This is a genomic window from Cyclobacterium sediminis, assembly GCF_054781075.1.
Genome location: NZ_BAAGVC010000021.1, coordinates 93,891 through 109,602, shown reverse-complemented (window position 1 = coordinate 109,602; position 15,712 = coordinate 93,891). Strand labels below are relative to the sequence as shown.

Below are 15,712 nucleotides of genomic sequence, written 5' to 3'. Positions count from 1 at the left end.
CAAATTTAAGGAATTTAAACAATAATTTGCGGTTATTTTAACGTTATTTGCCAATATGAAGTACATAGTGTTTTTATTAAATGTTGGTGTGATAATGCTTTCCAATATCCTAGGTGTTCATAGTCAGGAAGTTGGACAAGAGGGTCTGATTTGGGAAAATAATTTGATCAATATTGGAGGCGTCTTGCCGGAAAATGAAGTAAAGGTGGCAGATTACTATTATTTAAACCAAACAGACTCCAATGCCTATATAAAAGAAGTGATCACAGACTGTGGGTGTGCCGTGGTAGCCTATTCAGCAGATACTTTGGCACCCAATAAAGTTGGACACCTTCAGGTTACCTTCGACCCGGAAACCAGAGGGGGGACTTTCTCCAAAATGATCCTGGTGAAAACCAATGTTAAACCTTCAGGAGATTCATTGTTTTTGGAAGGGGTTAATATTCATTATCCGGAAAACCCTGAAGATCATTATAAAGTAAAGCACAATGGCTTGGGTTTTGTTTTCAGCCAAAATAATTTCGGCACCCTTTATACCAACAAACCCAAGATTAAATTTCTTGATTTTTATAATTTCAATGATTTTCCCATCCAGCTCAATTTAAAACAGGATAGTATTCCCCCTTTTATCAAGGTAAAAATGGAGCCTGCCTTGGTCCAAAGGAATAGTAGGGGAGTTTTAGAAATTGAATACGACCCTGCTTCCAGAGAGGATTTAGGTTTTCTTCGTGATTCTGTTTTACTGTCATTTTTATCAGTAGACCGATTCAATGTCCCCCTTCATTTAATGGCTACCATTCATGAGTACTTTCCTCCGCTACCACTAAGTCAAGTGGATGAAGTTCCCAAACTTTCCATTGATGAAATGGAAATTGACTTGGGTAAAATAAGTGCTGAAAATGTGGTTTCAAGGATTTTAACGCTTGAGAATACTGGACCTAAAACACTGAACATACGAAAAATTGTAACCAATTGTGGATGTTTGACCTATGAGCTGAGTGCGAAAGATTTAAAAGCAGGGGAAAAAGTGGACCTTGTGTTTTCCTTTGACCCGAAAGGGCGAAAGGGTATCGACCATAAAACCATTACTTTCTTTAGCAATGATCCATTGACGCCCACCAAAACAGTGGTGATAAAAAGTAGGATAAGATGATTGTTTCAATTGAATGATGTAAGTCAGTGTTGGGCTATTTTTGGTGAATACAAGAGTTGATTACGCAAAATCTTGTTAATTTGCCATTTGAAAAGGATTAATGCTCGGTTTTCTCCGAGAATAAATCTGTAAAGCGTGTTTTAATGAAATAATGCTGCGGCAACCTGCATGGAAAATAAATATCCCGAAAAAGAAATAGTAGATAAAATAAAACTTCTGGAAGAAAAATTCAGGGCCTCAGGACAGGATTTATCTTCTTACCTTGAGGGGCTTCTGCATGCAGATTACCTTAATTATTGGGATTATATAAATTTGGACACCCTCCTCACGCTACAACAGCCTAGAACTTCTTTTAAAGACGAGAAAATCTTTATCATTTACCATCAGATTACCGAGCTATACTTCAACTTAATTTTGTGGGAGCTGGAACAAATGGCTGCGGTTGAAAATATTACCCTTAAATTTTTTAAAGATCGGCTAAAAAGAGTCATCATGTATTTTGATTTATTGATTTCTTCCTTTGCTGTCATGTGGAAGGGAATGGAAAGAGAGCAATTTATGAAGTTTAGGATGTCTTTGCTTCCCGCAAGCGGCTTTCAGAGTGCCCAATATAGAATGATAGAAATCATGTGCACAGACATACAAAACCTGGTATATCTGGAGCAAAGAGAAGACTATAAAGATATTAATCTTACCAGTATAGATAGCTTATTCGATATTCTATATTGGCAATATGGGGCCAAAGAATTGGCTACCGGAGAGAAAACCTTGACATTAAAGTCTTTTGAAGAAAAATATGGGACAGAATTAAAGGAGTTGATATCAAAATTCAGGAAAAATAACTTGTGGAAAAAGTACGTTTATCTGGATGAGAAAGATGATGAATTGACCAGTTTGATGAAAGAGCTGGATGAGAAAGCCAATGTTTTTTGGCCGCTTGCGCACTATAAATCAGCGGTAAAATACCTGCACAAAAATCCTATGGACATAGCTGCCACCGGCGGTACCAATTGGCAAAAGTTTTTACCTCCCAGGTTTCAGAAAGTAATTTTTTATCCGGAATTGTGGACAGAGTTAGAGATTAAAGAATGGGGAAAACGATGGGTGGACTCGGAATTGCTAGATGGGGTGGAAAAATAAAATATGAAAAAACTATTGCAGCTGGCTTTAAGTCCCGAAGAAGCCTATGATGAAGCTTTATTCAATAAAATTGTAGCGGAAAAATCAGGGCTTTCCCACCACAAAGACCTTATTATTAGGGCAACTAAGAGGTCTATTGATGCCAGGAGTAGAAAGGTAAAAATAAATGTTACTGTAGAAGTTTTCAGCGGGCAAACACCTGAGCCAATTATAAGCAGAGGTAAGGACTATCCCAATGTGTCAAATTGTGACCCTATAGTAATTGTTGGCGCTGGTCCGGCAGGACTTTTTGCTGCGTTAAGAGCCATTGAGCTAGGGAAAAAACCGATTGTTTTGGAGAGGGGAAAGGATGTTCGTTCGCGTCGTAGAGATTTGGCAGCATTGAATAAAGAACATATTGTTAATCCTGATTCTAATTATTGTTTTGGAGAAGGTGGTGCAGGAACCTATTCGGACGGGAAACTTTATACCCGTTCAAAAAAGAGAGGGGATTTGCGCAGGATAATGGAGATATTGGTAGCCCATGGAGCCAAGGAGGATATTTTAGTAGATGCCCACCCCCATATAGGCACCAATAAATTACCTGTGTTGATTGCTGAACTCAGAGAAAGCATCCTGGAAGCAGGAGGAGAAGTACGATTTGAAACAAAAGTTACCGAATTCATTTTAGAAAAAGGTTCCATTAAAGGGGTAGTGACAAGCGAAGGGGAGCGAATGATGGGCTTGGGAGTAATTTTAGCTACAGGACACTCTGCCAGAGATATTTTTCATTTGCTACACAAGCAAAAGGTTTTAATTGAAGCAAAGCCATTTGCTTTAGGTGTTCGCATAGAACATGAGCAAAAATTAATCGATAAAATTCAATACCATTGTCAATCGGATAGAGGTCCTTATTTGCCGGCCTCTTCCTATAGCCTTGTACAACAAACCGTGTTGGACGGAAAACAGCGAGGTGTATTTTCGTTTTGCATGTGTCCAGGTGGGTTTATTGTGCCCTCGGCTTCTTCTCCCGGGGAAGTGGTGGTCAATGGGATGAGCCCAAGCAGAAGAGATGGTAAATTTGCCAATTCTGGTATGGTTGTGGCTGTAGAGTTAGAAGATCTGGACAAATACACCCATTATGGCCCACTTGCAGCATTGGTTTTCCAGCAGGAAGTGGAACGTGCTGCTTGGGAAGCCGGAGGAAGGTCTCAGGTTGCTCCTGCTCAAAGGGTGGTGGACTTTGTGAAAAACAGGCAAAGTAAGGACCTGCCAAATACTTCGTATCAGCCGGGACTTAATAGTGTCAATATGCACGAGTTTTTGCCGGGTTTTATCGCAAAAAGGCTGGCCATGGCATTGCCGATGATGGATAAAAAAATGAGGGGCTATTACACCAACGAAGCCCAGATTGTAGGTGTAGAAAGCCGTACATCTTCACCTGTAAGAATCCCAAGGGGCAAAGAAAGCTTCGAACATCTTCAAATCAACAGGCTTTACCCTTGTGGAGAAGGTGCCGGATATGCGGGAGGAATTGTGTCTGCAGCCATGGATGGAGAGCGATGTGCAGAGAAATTAATTGAAAAATATGGGTAAAAGGAAAAAGTTACAATTGTAATTTTAAGGAAATTAAATGATGGCAAATAATAAAAAAACTGTGGTTTTAGGGGCTAGTCCAAACCCCTCTAGATATGCCTTTACTGCTGCTAAAATGTTACATGAACGGGATATTTCATTTGTACCTGTAGGTATCAAAACCGGAGAGGTTTTTGGAGAGCCCATTCAAAATTTGAGGAAAAAACCTTCATTGTCAGGTATTCATACGGTTACCCTTTATATAGGTCCTCAGCATCAAGAGGAGTGGTATGGGTATATTTTATCTTTGAAACCCCAAAGAATAATCTTTAATCCGGGGACAGAAAATCAAGAATTAATGAATTTGGCAAAAAACAATGGGATTGAAGTCACCTCGGCCTGTACCCTTGTACTTTTAAGTACCGGACAGTATTAAAGTCTACACCAATTATTTTTTTAGGAGGATTTATTTGAGATGATTCTTTTCCAGATATTTAAATAAGCAAGTATGCCATTGCTTTCAAGCCGGTATTGGCTTGAGATCTGATTGGTTTTTATTTCTCGTTCGTAAAAAAAAACCTGTTTAGATGATTAGAATTTAATGGATGCTAAACTGTGAAAATGGAATTTTAATTTATATTATTAGGGAAAATAAGGTGTTAATCCTCGGATTGAAATATTAAAATCCTTGTGTAGAATGATTGTTGATGTTTGATTTACAGTTACATGTAGGTTAAGTATCCATTGCTTTTTAATATAATAACAATAGCCGAAAAAAGGGTTAAAGTCTCGTTTTTTTTGTGTATTTTTGTCTTTAGTTTAGTTGTAAATATTTGAATTTGAAATGGCACTTCTTAGGCCATAAAATCTAACTATGAGTAAGGAAAAAGCGTCGTCGAATAAAAGCGATTATTCAGCCCAGAATATTCAGGTGTTGGAAGGGTTAGAAGCGGTTAGAAAAAGACCCGCCATGTATATTGGTGATATTGGGATTAAAGGACTTCATCATTTAATATGGGAAGTTGTTGATAATTCCATAGATGAAGCACTTGCCGGCCATTGCGATACCATTTCCGTAACCGTTCATGAAGATAATTCTGTATCGGTACAGGATAATGGTAGAGGGGTTCCTACCGATTTTCATGAGAAGGAGAATAGATCGGCCTTAGAGGTAGTAATGACCGTGCTACATGCCGGAGGAAAGTTTGATAAAGATACCTATAAAGTTTCGGGTGGTCTTCATGGAGTAGGGGTGTCTTGTGTGAACGCTTTGTCATCTTCCATGAAAGTGACCGTTCATAGAGGAGGGAAAATTCACGAACAAGAATATGTAAGAGGTGTTCCTCAATATGAAGTAAGGGAAATTGGAGAGACTGAAAGCAGAGGAACTCATGTGCATTTTAAGCCTGACCATGAAATCTTTCAAATTTTAGACTACAAATATGAAACAATAGCAAATCGGTTACGTGAGATGGCCTTTTTGAATGCAGGCATCAAGATTACGCTAAAAGACCTTCGAGAAAAAGATGAAGAAGGCAATGTCAGAACAGATGATTTTTATTCAGAAGGTGGTCTAATAGAGTTTGTTGAATACTTGGATGAAAACAAGCAAAAAATTATTGAAACCCCGATTTATATAGAATCAGAAAAAAATGGTGTGCCGGTACAAGTGGCCATGGGCTATAATAATTCATACACAGAAAATGTAGTATCCTATGTAAATACCATTAACACCTATGAGGGCGGGACTCACGTTTCTGGCTTTAGAAGGGCGCTTACCAGAACCCTTAAAAGTTATGCTGACAAGTCCGGGATGCTTGATAAGGTGAAGATTGACATTTCCGGTGATGATTTCAGAGAAGGGCTTACCGCTGTTATTTCTGTTAAAGTTGCCGAGCCTCAATTTGAAGGACAAACGAAAACCAAATTGGGTAACTCCGATGTGACAGGTGCTGTAGATGCCTCTGTTTCGGAGACCTTACAATTTTGGTTATTGGAACACCCGAAAGAGGCGAAAATAATCATTGGCAAGGTAGTGTTGGCTGCACAAGCCAGGCATGCGGCTAAAAAGGCCCGTGAGATGGTGCAGCGTAAAAATGTTTTAGGTGGAGGTGGTTTGCCCGGCAAGTTGGCGGATTGCGCTAATTCTGACCCATCCATTTGTGAATTGTATTTAGTGGAAGGGGACTCTGCAGGAGGTTCTGCCAAGCAAGGAAGAGATAGAGATTTCCAAGCCATATTGCCTTTAAAGGGTAAAATCTTAAACGTAGAAAAAGCTCAAGAGCATAAAATCTACGACAATGAAGAAATAAAAAATATTTTAACAGCTTTAGGTGTTAAATTCGGTACCGCAAATGATGAAAAGGAATTGGACTTGTCCAAACTTCGCTATCACAAAATTATAATTATGACAGATGCGGATATTGATGGCTCCCATATCAGGACGCTTATTCTTACCTTGTTTTTCAGGTACATGCGTAATTTGATTGAAAGTGGTTATGTTTACATTGCTCTTCCACCATTCTATTTGTTGAAAAGAGGCAAAGAAGAAAGGTATTGTTGGACAGAAGAAGATAGGCAAAGGGTTGTTAAGGAATTGGCACCTGATGGAAAAGAAGACAGTGTCAATATTCAAAGGTATAAAGGTCTTGGAGAAATGAACCCCGAGCAACTATGGACCACCACTATGGATCCTGAAACGAGGACTTTGAAAAAAGTAACCATAGAATCCGCTGCAGAAGCTGACCATTTGTTCAGCATGCTTATGGGTGATGAGGTGGCTCCTCGAAGAGAATTTATTGAAAAGAATGCTAAATATGCAAAAATTGACACCTGATAAATGGTTGAAGTGTTCATAAAAGAATAAAAAAGGGCATTTCGCCCTTTTTTTATTCTATAAATAATTTAGTATCATTGGTCTACTTTTACCATATATAATAGAAAAAACATGAAATTGATCCAGCTTGATAAAATTGAAGAAACCATCAATAATAGCAAATTAATCAGTAGGGATCTTAGTTGGCTAAAATTTAATGATCGGGTTTTTGACCAGATTAAAAAGGAAAAAAGGAATATTTTCGAGAAATTTAAATTTCTTGCCATAGCCGCTTCTAATCTTGATGAATTTTTTATGATTAGGGTTGGCTCATTGTACAATTACCTTGATTATGATAAGGTTAGAATAGATTATTCAGGTCTTAGAGAGGATAGCTTTAAGAAAAAGTTAATGATTGAATCTCAGGTTTTTCATAAAAAGCTTCAGAAGCAATTTGTTGATGATTTGCTTGCCATTACCAAAGAATCAGGTTTTCAACTGAGCAATGTACGTAACCTTTTGCCGGAAGAGCAAAAAACGGTCGAAGACTATTTCTATAAAGCCGTTTACCCCATGTTGACGCCTATGGTTTTTGATGGTTACCATACTTTTCCAATTTTAATGAACAAATTGTTAATATTTGGAGTGGTAACCATAGGCCCCGGGGAGAAAAAGGATAATAAAAAGCTTTCTTTTGTACAAATTCCTTCCAATATCCCAAGGTTTTTTGAACTTGAGAGAGAAGATATGACCATCTATGTTCCCATAGAAGAAATGATCAGGGAGCATATTGTGTCCTTGTTTAGAAATGTAAACATAGAATCCATTAACCTTTTCAGGATTACTCGAAATGGTGATTTTACCTTGGAGGAAAGTGAAGACATGGATACCAACTTTCTGGAAGAAGTCAAACGCAAATTGAATGAAAGAAAAACAGGCAGGGTTGTTAGAATAGAAATTGAAGAAGGGTACAGCAAGTGGATGGTTAATTTGCTCAAACAACGGTGGACCTTACATGATGACAGTATCTTTAAAATAGAGCGGAAAAGTCTGATGGACTTTACCGGACTTTGGCAGGTAATAGGCAACAAAAGGTTTAAAGATAAAATGCCAGCTGCTCCTACTCCCATACCGCCATTGTCTTATCCTGAGGCAGCCTCTGAAGATATATTTGAGGTGTTGAAACACAAGGATGTTCTACTTCACCACCCTTATAATGATATGGAGCCTATTTTGGAGCTTTTAGATAAAGCGGCAGATGATCCACATGTGATGGCCATCAAAATGACCATTTACAGGTTGGCTAAAAATTCTCGAATTGTAGGAGCTTTGCTTAAAGCGGTGGAGAATGGGAAACACGTTTCTGTGTTGTTTGAGGTGAAGGCTCGATTTGACGAGGAAAACAATATCAGAGAAGCCAAAAAAATGCAAAAGGCTGGGTGTTTTGTAATCTATGGCGTAAGTAATTTTAAAACCCATACTAAATTACTTTTAATCGTTAAGAAAGAAGAAAACAGAGTTACACGTTATGTGCACTTGGGTTCCGGAAATTACAATGAAGAAACCAGTAGGATATATACGGATATCGGTCTATTAACTACCAATGAAACCTTAGCCAATGATGTGTCGGAATTCTTTAATGTAATTACAGGTCATTCTGCACCTACTAGCTATCAAAATCTTATAACCTCCCCAAGAGATATGAGAAACAATTTGATAGAATTTATAGAAATTGAATCTGAAAATGCTAGAAAAGGCTTGCCTTCCGGCATTTTTATTAAAATCAATTCGTTAGAAGATTCTGAATTTATTCATGCACTTTATGGAGCTTCGCAAGCTGGCGTACCGGTTAAGTTGATTGTGCGCGGTATATGTTGTTTAAGGCCGGGGCGAAAAGGCTTGAGTGAAAACATTGAAGTGATCTCAATTGTGGGAGATTTCCTTGAACACTCAAGAATTTATCATTTTCATAACAATGGTGATCCCAGAATTTATGTTGGAAGTGCTGACGCAATGGTAAGAAGCTTTGACAAACGTCTGGAGTCTTTATTTAAAGTTGAAAATGAGTTTCTTCAAAAACAACTTATGAATATCCTCAGGTACAATCTCTTGGACAATGTAAATGCCTATGTAATGCAAGAGGATGGGAAATACATAAGTAAAGAACCAAAAGACGGAGAAGAGATTTTCAATATTCACCAAAGGTTTTTTGAGTTAGAACCTGCGATGATAGAGGATGTCAAATTAATAGATTGAAATATTTAAAAAATAGCATTTAAAAAAGCTACGACTATTTGGTTGTAGCTTTTTTTGATCTAAACCCTGCTTGTCTATTTATAGGTGTAATGAAGGAGTGTCAATTCCCCCTTTTTTTGCTCATTTCTTTTTTCCCGCTGCCATTAAAATAAAACCTGCCACGATAGCTATGCCTCCGGCGTAAGGAGGCCATTCGAGGTTGTTTTCTTTGTCTGTACTAATTTTTAATGGTCCGGCATCAATTATAGTTTCTTCGGTTGTAAAGGAAATGCCTGTAATTAAAAGCATGACTGTTCCTGCAATGATTAAAATTATTCCTAAAAATTTCATCTTAAATAGCGTTGGTGTTATAGGTTAAGTTGCAAATAGTCTACCAATTTTTTTGGTATTTTGCAATCTAAGTCAATTTACATTTTTTGGTATTTACCTTTGGATAGTTTGTTTTTTAATTTGAAATAGTTGATAAATCCGGTGATTAATAAAATTACGCTGATCAGGAAAGATAAATATCCGAGGCTCCTAACGTTCGCAAGGTCATTAACTTTAATTAATGCCGTACCACTTACAATAAAGTATAAACTAGTTCTAATATAGGCCAATAGGGTGCGGTCGTTTGCAAGCTTTGTCCTCTGGCGAGCTAAAAAATCTCTAACAATCAGTGTCTCTTCTGTTTGATTTTCCATAAATTTGCGCTTTGTTTAGATTTAGCAATCAAATTAGACTTATAACCGATAAATTTAAGTAAAGGTATTTAGGTATAAGTTTATGAGCAGTTATATTTAGAATACGCAAATATTGAAAATTAATGAAGCAAAGCATGAAAAATTTTATACTAACATTACTGGTTTTTGTTTTAGCAGTAAGTTTAACTATGGCGCAAGGTGGTACCAACGTTCCGGAACCAATTCCAACAGATACATCCTATTGGCAATCCGAATTCAGTGCTGGATTGAATTTCAATCAAGCCGGATTTAGTAATAATTGGAAAGCCGGCGGGGTTAATTCTGTGGCATTTGGTAGTATCATTGCAGGAAAAGCCCTTTACCAAAAAGATAAAATATCCTGGGACAATGAATTGGAGCTATTATTCGGAATAGTAAGAAATGAAGGGGAAGGAACTAGAAAGTCCAATGACAGAATATTTTTAGATTCAAAATTAGGCTACCAGATGAGCAAAAAGTGGTCAAGTTACTTCTCCGTAAATTACCTTTCACAATTTGCAGAAGGTTACAAATACAATGAAGATGGCACAAAGTCTTTGATCTCTAAATTTATGGCTCCTGGCTATTTGACATCATCCTTAGGTTTTGAGTTCAAACCAAATAAAGAGTTTTTCTTAAGGATAGGTCCATTTTCCCCCAGGTTTACATTCGTAACAGACGATCAAATTATTGCAAATGTACCGGCAAACTATGGGGTGCCCGCAGGTGAAACGGTAAGGGTAGAGTGGTTGGCCATGCAGGTATTCGCCAGTCTTGACAAAAATCTTTCAGAAAACCTTAACCTAAAATCTAGATACACCATGTTTGCCAACTATGAGACCTTATCATTGAAAAATATAGATCATAGATTGGATGTAACACTTACGGCAAAAATTTCAAGTATTATCAATGTTACCCTTACAGGGATATCTTTATATGATATAGATCAGGATCCGGGGGTTCAATATAGCCAGGGCTTAGCATTGGGTATATTGTATAAAGTGGGTAACAAAAAATAGATTATCAACCATTTTTTATCAGGTTAATTTGGTTTTTAATCAGGTATTGTTAATTTTGTTTGTATTATGGTAGTTAAATAATAGTTGGTTTAGTTTTCAAAATAAAAAGCAGGGGATATTCCCCTGCTTTTTTATTTTTATGGCTATTTTATTTTTCCTTATTACCTATTTTATTACCCCTTTTGACTGTTTAATATGGGCTAGCAAACAAAAAAAGCTATGAAACAATGTCTCATAGCTTTAGTCAATTAACAATAAACCCAAAATAACCTGCTGTAGGAGAAGGAGTCGAACCTCCACGGAGCAGTTAGGAAAAATACGAGCTCGCTATTTTCTTTATCCTGTGGTCTCCACCCTCGAGACAGGAGGGCATGTCTGCCAGTTTCATCATCCTACAGTATATATCAGTAATAAAGCTTCCCTTTACTACCCAAAGACCTTTTGTCTCTGTCTGATATTTCAAAGGTAAAACAAACCTATTAAAGTTAAAAATATGATAATGAAAATACTTAATTAATACATTATATTTAATTTTAAGGTTTCATGGTTATTGTATTGATAAAAATTGTATTGTTTTAAGCTCGCTTATTAACGATTTTTGAAAAATACATTTTATTTTTTTGATTACCTTAGAGTTTTAACGCAACGATTGACATGCAGGAGCCTATCAAGACGTATGAGATGCCCAAAATCACCAACAAAAGGGCGTTCCAAATTTATGAAGTTCAAGGAAAAACCATTCAAAATAGTACCTACCCTCATGAGACTGATAGACCTCATCGACATAAATACTATGAGATATGTGTTTTTGTAAACGGAGCAGGGAAGCATGAGATTGATTTCAATAGCCATAGCATCCATTCGCGAAGTGTACATTTTCTAACCCCCGGACAAGTACATAAAATAAGTAGAGAAAATGATTACCATGGTTACCTTATGGTTTTTTCTAGAGAATTTTATGCCTTAGATACGAAAAATGAAGAATTTCTTTTTCAACTTCCTTATTTCAATAACCCTACTTTGGTCCCAATTCTTAACTTAAATGAAGAGGATTTTAAGGAACTTTTAGATTTGATTGAGGCGATTGGAAAAGAATACAAAAAATGGAACAGCTTTACCACGGCCATTCTAAATAATTACCTTCAAATTTTTCTGATCAAATGCAAGCAATATTACCTTAGGTATTTTGCTGACAAAAATAATACATTGGATCCGGATTTTGTTTTGGTTCAACAATTCAATGCCCTCGTTGAACATAATTTTAAGCAAGTACATCAGGTTCAGGATTTTGCAGATCGAATGAAGCTTTCGCCTAGTGTTTTAAACAAACATGTGAAAAAAATAACCGGTATGACTGCCGGAGAGGTGATTTTGGAGCGTCTAATGCTTCAAGCCAAACGGTATCTTATCTATACGGACCTTTCGAATAAGGAAATTGCTTATGAACTGAATTACCCTGATCCATCCTATTTTAGCAGAATTTTTAAAAAGAAAACAGGGGTTTCCCCATCAGAGTTTAGGTGGGTAGAAAACGAAAAGTACCAGCAATAGAGTGAATAATGCCTTTATACTTGATAAATTTTAAGATATCTTTATCATCTTAAACAAAAAGTGCATGATTTGACGTTTTAGAAATCAGATTATAATACTGAATTTTAAAGGTACAAATCTCAATTCCAAAATAAACTTAAACCCATTAAATTTATGATTGCAATTGATTCTGAAATCCAAGCCAAAGATTTAAAATCTGCTCTGGATAAATTTTGGCAACTCTCTGCTGAGAAAATCTCCGCAATTGAAAAGGAATATCCCCAAAATCAAGGTTCCCCGGTTTTTACTGTAGACGGAAAATATGCAACCAGAGGATGGACCGAATGGACACAAGGCTTTCAGTTTGGCTCTTCCATCTTGCAGTTTGATGCCACAGGTGAAAAGAGTTATCTCGAAAAAGGAAAGCTAAAGACACATCAATACATGGCCCCTCACATCAGCCACACTGGAGTACATGACCATGGTTTCAACAATGTCAGCACCTATGGTAATTTGTTGAGACTAATGGTGGAGGAAAAAATTCCATATGTTGAATGGGAAAAAAATTATTACGAACTGGCCTTGAAGATTTCAGGAGCTGTGCAAGCCAGCCGATGGTCTCCCATCAAAGATGGTGGATTCATGTATTCCTTCAATGGTCCCCATTCCCTCTTTGTGGATACCATTAGAACCGTAAGGATTTTAATGCTTAGCCATAGCTTGGGACATGTGCTCCAAGAAGAGAATGACAAGAAAGTCAATCTTCTTGTTAGGGGATTACAACATGCCAAAGCAACTGCCGATTATTCTGTCTATTATGGTGAAGGTAGAGACAGGTATGATCTCTGGGGTAGGACGGCACACGAAAGTGTCTTTAATACCAATGACGGCAATTTTCGTTGCCCTAATTCTCAGCAAGGATATACTGGGTTTTCGACATGGACACGTGGATTGGCCTGGGCCATGTGTGGTTTTGCTGAGGAGCTAGAATACATAGAAACTTTATCGGAAAATTCGTTAAAAGCCTATGGAGACCCTGCAGAGATCAAAGCGTTTTTGCTAAAGGCAGCTACAGCATCTTGCGATTTTTATATTGAGCATACACCTACGGACGGCATCCCTTATTGGGATACAGGAGCACCTAATCTTCATAAACTTGGAGATTATCTTTCTCGTCCTGCGGACCCTTACAATGACTTTGAACCGGTAGACAGTTCTGCAGCTGCCATCGGTGCTCAAGGATTATTGAGACTAGGTCATTACCTAAAGAAAAACGGGGATGAGAAAAAAGGAAATACATACTGGCAAGCAGGGCTTACCGTTCTCAAAACTTTGTTGGACGAGCCCTACCTAAGCACAGATAAAAATCACCAAGGATTGATTTTGCACTCCATTTATCACGAACCAAACGGATGGGACAATGTGCCTGCAGGTCAAAAAATTGCCTGTAATGAATCCAGCATGTGGGGAGATTATCATGCAAGAGAGTTGGCTTTGTATGTACAACGCATCATAGATAAAGATACTTACTACACTTTCTTTAATTGTCTGTCATGAGTCCGAAACCTATAAAAGATTTAAGTAAGCTTTGTATTCACACCATTACTACAAAGCCTTGGAGTTTGGAAGAAGCTGCTGAAAACTATGAAAGAGTAGGAGTCAAAGGAATTTCCGTGTGGCGCCAATATCTTGGAGGACGAGATATAGCTGCTTCCGGAGAAAGGTTGAGAAGCCATGGTTTGGAAATTGTATCTTTGGTGAGGGGAGGGTTTTTCCCGTCGGTGTCTTCAAAGACCCGAGAGCAGGCCATTCAAGACAATTATAAGGCCATTCAAGAGGCTGCTGCATTGGGTGCTCCAATGATTGTATTGGTATGTGGTGCTGATCCAGGTCAATCTTTAGTAAGGTCTCGTGAACAAATCCAAGAAGGGATTGAAAAGGTATTGCCTTTTGCAATAGAGCATGGAGTGAAGTTGGCCATAGAGCCTTTGCATCCCATGTATGCAGATACCAGATCTGCAGTGAACACCATGGGACAGGCCAATGATATGGCAGAAGCCATAGGTTCAGATCATGTTGGTGTAGCCGCTGATGTTTACCACCTGTGGTGGGATCCTGATTTAAGAGAAGAACTTTTAAGATGTGGTCGAAACGACAATCTTTATGCCTTTCATATATGTGACTGGATGAGCCCAACTGTTGATTTCTTGAATGACAGAGGTTTAATGGGAGAAGGTTGTATAGACATTCCAACCATCAGAGGATGGGCCGAGGAAGCAGGATTTTCCGGCTTCAATGAAGTAGAAATTTTTTCTGACAGGCACTGGGCAGGAGACCAAAAAGAGTTCTTAGACAAGATTGTTGAAAGTTATTATAAGAGTTAAAAAAATATAGAAATGGAACACAAGGTAGGAATTATCATGAACGGTGTCACCGGAAGGATGGGCACCAACCAACATTTGATGCGTAGTATCGCAGAAATTATCAAACAAGGCGGGGTGAAGTTAGACAATGGGGATACCATTATGCCTGACCCGGTTTTGGTAGGTAGAAATGAAGACAAATTAAAAGCTTTAAGTAAGCGATCAGGAGTGGCCAAATACACTACGGATTTGGACAGTGTCATGAATGACGACCAATACAGTGTTTACTTTGATGCCCAAACCACAGGCAGAAGAGCTGATGCTGTAAAGCAAGCGGTAAAAGCAGGTAAACATATTTATTGTGAAAAACCGGTAGCTGTAGATACGGAGACAGCTTTGGAATTGCATAAAATCTGTAAAGAAGCTGGTGTAAAAAATGGGGTAGTTCAGGATAAGTTATGGCTTCCCGGTTTAAGAAAGCTTCAAAGACTTATTGAAAATGGATTTTTTGGCGAGATTCTTTCTGTAAGAGGTGAGTTTGGATACTGGGTGTTTGAAGGACAGACCATTCCTGCACAAAGACCTTCCTGGAATTATCGAAAAGAAGATGACGGAGGAATCATCGTAGATATGTTGTGCCATTGGAGATATGTATTGGACAATATCTTTGGTAAAGTAAAGGCGGTATCTTGTATGGGAGCTACGCACATCAAGGAACGTGTTGATGAGCAAGGAAAACCTTACAAATGTACAGCAGATGATGCTGCTTATGCAACATTTGAATTGGAAGGTGATATCATTGCCCAGTTTAATTCATCTTGGACGGTAAGGGTAAGAAGAGATGACTTGCTTACAGTACAAGTGGATGGAACCAAAGGTTCTGCAGTAGCCGGTCTAAGGGAATGTTATATACAGCATTATGGAAATACCCCAAAACCGGTTTGGAACCCTGATATCCCTCAACCAATTGAGTTTTACGAAGGTTGGTCTAAGGTGCCGGAGCAAGAGCCTATGGACAATGCATTTAAAGTACAGTGGGAATTGTTCTTGAAGCATATTGTTACGGATTCTCCTTTCCCTTGGGATATGAAAGAAGGTGCAAGAGGTGTACAATTGGCTGAAAAAGGCTTGGAAAGCTGGGAGAAAAGGGCTTGGTTAGATATCCCGGAACTATAAATTAA

At 38.1% G+C, this 15,712-nt stretch carries 13 protein-coding genes; 11 read left to right on the top strand and 2 right to left on the bottom strand.

The window, feature by feature from the left end; all coding sequences use genetic code 11:
• Positions 1–55 precede the first annotated feature (55 nt).
• The 6 genes from ACYVHJ_RS17695 (at position 56) to ppk1 (ending at position 8,918) form a co-directional block, all read left to right on the top strand.
• Positions 56–1,153, top strand: a complete 1,098-nt coding sequence (locus tag ACYVHJ_RS17695; RefSeq protein ID WP_339902149.1) for a DUF1573 domain-containing protein — start codon at positions 56–58, stop codon at positions 1,151–1,153.
• A gap of 168 nt (positions 1,154–1,321) precedes the next feature.
• Positions 1,322–2,293 (top strand): tryptophan 2,3-dioxygenase, encoded by a 972-nt coding sequence (locus ACYVHJ_RS17690; protein WP_460517417.1) that lies wholly within the window; start codon positions 1,322–1,324, stop codon positions 2,291–2,293.
• A gap of 3 nt (positions 2,294–2,296) precedes the next feature.
• A complete protein-coding gene (locus tag ACYVHJ_RS17685; RefSeq protein WP_460517414.1) occupies positions 2,297–3,868 on the top strand; it encodes an NAD(P)/FAD-dependent oxidoreductase in 1,572 nt (523 codons plus the stop codon).
• 37 nt (positions 3,869–3,905) lie between these two features.
• Positions 3,906–4,283 (top strand): CoA-binding protein, encoded by a 378-nt coding sequence (locus tag ACYVHJ_RS17680; protein WP_460517411.1) that lies wholly within the window; start codon positions 3,906–3,908, stop codon positions 4,281–4,283.
• Between the two features lie 438 nt (positions 4,284–4,721).
• Positions 4,722–6,683: a DNA topoisomerase subunit B gene (gyrB, locus tag ACYVHJ_RS17675; RefSeq protein WP_460517408.1), complete on the top strand. Its 1,962-nt coding sequence runs from the start codon at positions 4,722–4,724 to the stop codon at positions 6,681–6,683.
• A gap of 111 nt (positions 6,684–6,794) precedes the next feature.
• Entirely contained in the window at positions 6,795–8,918 is a 2,124-nt protein-coding gene (gene ppk1 / locus ACYVHJ_RS17670; RefSeq protein WP_339903155.1) for a polyphosphate kinase 1, read from the top strand.
• Between the two features lie 120 nt (positions 8,919–9,038).
• Here ppk1 and ACYVHJ_RS17665 read toward each other — a convergent pair whose 3' ends face one another.
• On the bottom strand, positions 9,039–9,248 hold the full coding sequence (locus ACYVHJ_RS17665) for a hypothetical protein (RefSeq protein WP_339903154.1): 210 nt from the start codon (positions 9,246–9,248) through the stop codon (positions 9,039–9,041).
• A gap of 77 nt (positions 9,249–9,325) precedes the next feature.
• The gene (locus ACYVHJ_RS17660; protein ID WP_339675486.1) at positions 9,326–9,601 is read right to left on the bottom strand and encodes a DUF202 domain-containing protein; all 276 of its coding nucleotides are present in this window, start codon (positions 9,599–9,601) and stop codon (positions 9,326–9,328) included.
• Positions 9,602–9,735: 134 nt separating this feature from the next.
• Between ACYVHJ_RS17660 and ACYVHJ_RS17655 the strand changes: the two genes are divergently transcribed.
• The 5 genes from ACYVHJ_RS17655 (at position 9,736) to ACYVHJ_RS17635 (ending at position 15,707) form a co-directional block, all read left to right on the top strand.
• On the top strand, positions 9,736–10,638 hold the full coding sequence (locus ACYVHJ_RS17655) for a DUF3078 domain-containing protein (protein WP_339903153.1): 903 nt from the start codon (positions 9,736–9,738) through the stop codon (positions 10,636–10,638).
• A gap of 654 nt (positions 10,639–11,292) precedes the next feature.
• Positions 11,293–12,189: an AraC family transcriptional regulator gene (locus ACYVHJ_RS17650; RefSeq protein ID WP_339675483.1), complete on the top strand. Its 897-nt coding sequence runs from the start codon at positions 11,293–11,295 to the stop codon at positions 12,187–12,189.
• Positions 12,190–12,342: 153 nt separating this feature from the next.
• Positions 12,343–13,725: a glycosyl hydrolase gene (locus tag ACYVHJ_RS17645; protein ID WP_339903152.1), complete on the top strand. Its 1,383-nt coding sequence runs from the start codon at positions 12,343–12,345 to the stop codon at positions 13,723–13,725.
• Complete coding sequence (locus ACYVHJ_RS17640) at positions 13,722–14,552, top strand: sugar phosphate isomerase/epimerase family protein (RefSeq protein ID WP_460517401.1); 831 nt, start codon at positions 13,722–13,724, stop codon at positions 14,550–14,552. Before ACYVHJ_RS17645 ends, ACYVHJ_RS17640 begins: the two co-directional genes overlap by 4 nt.
• Positions 14,553–14,564: 12 nt before the next feature.
• The gene (locus ACYVHJ_RS17635; protein WP_460517398.1) at positions 14,565–15,707 is read left to right on the top strand and encodes a Gfo/Idh/MocA family protein; all 1,143 of its coding nucleotides are present in this window, start codon (positions 14,565–14,567) and stop codon (positions 15,705–15,707) included.
• Positions 15,708–15,712 lie beyond the last annotated feature (5 nt).

Bases quoted from the DNA above. Each gene is read 5' to 3' on its own strand.
- ACYVHJ_RS17680 (WP_460517411.1), top strand. From the start codon at position 3,906: ATGATGGCAAATAATAAAAAAACTGTGGTTTTAGGGGCTAGTCCAAAC.
- ACYVHJ_RS17665 (WP_339903154.1), bottom strand. From the start codon at position 9,248: ATGAAATTTTTAGGAATAATTTTAATCATTGCAGGAACAGTCATGCTT.
- ACYVHJ_RS17690 (WP_460517417.1), top strand. From the start codon at position 1,322: ATGGAAAATAAATATCCCGAAAAAGAAATAGTAGATAAAATAAAACTT.
- ACYVHJ_RS17640 (WP_460517401.1), top strand. From the start codon at position 13,722: ATGAGTCCGAAACCTATAAAAGATTTAAGTAAGCTTTGTATTCACACC.
- ppk1 (WP_339903155.1), top strand. From the start codon at position 6,795: ATGAAATTGATCCAGCTTGATAAAATTGAAGAAACCATCAATAATAGC.
- ACYVHJ_RS17645 (WP_339903152.1), top strand. From the start codon at position 12,343: ATGATTGCAATTGATTCTGAAATCCAAGCCAAAGATTTAAAATCTGCT.
- ACYVHJ_RS17695 (WP_339902149.1), top strand. From the start codon at position 56: ATGAAGTACATAGTGTTTTTATTAAATGTTGGTGTGATAATGCTTTCC.
- ACYVHJ_RS17650 (WP_339675483.1), top strand. From the start codon at position 11,293: ATGCAGGAGCCTATCAAGACGTATGAGATGCCCAAAATCACCAACAAA.
- ACYVHJ_RS17685 (WP_460517414.1), top strand. From the start codon at position 2,297: ATGAAAAAACTATTGCAGCTGGCTTTAAGTCCCGAAGAAGCCTATGAT.
- ACYVHJ_RS17635 (WP_460517398.1), top strand. From the start codon at position 14,565: ATGGAACACAAGGTAGGAATTATCATGAACGGTGTCACCGGAAGGATG.
- ACYVHJ_RS17655 (WP_339903153.1), top strand. From the start codon at position 9,736: ATGAAAAATTTTATACTAACATTACTGGTTTTTGTTTTAGCAGTAAGT.
- ACYVHJ_RS17660 (WP_339675486.1), bottom strand. From the start codon at position 9,601: ATGGAAAATCAAACAGAAGAGACACTGATTGTTAGAGATTTTTTAGCT.
- gyrB (WP_460517408.1), top strand. From the start codon at position 4,722: ATGAGTAAGGAAAAAGCGTCGTCGAATAAAAGCGATTATTCAGCCCAG.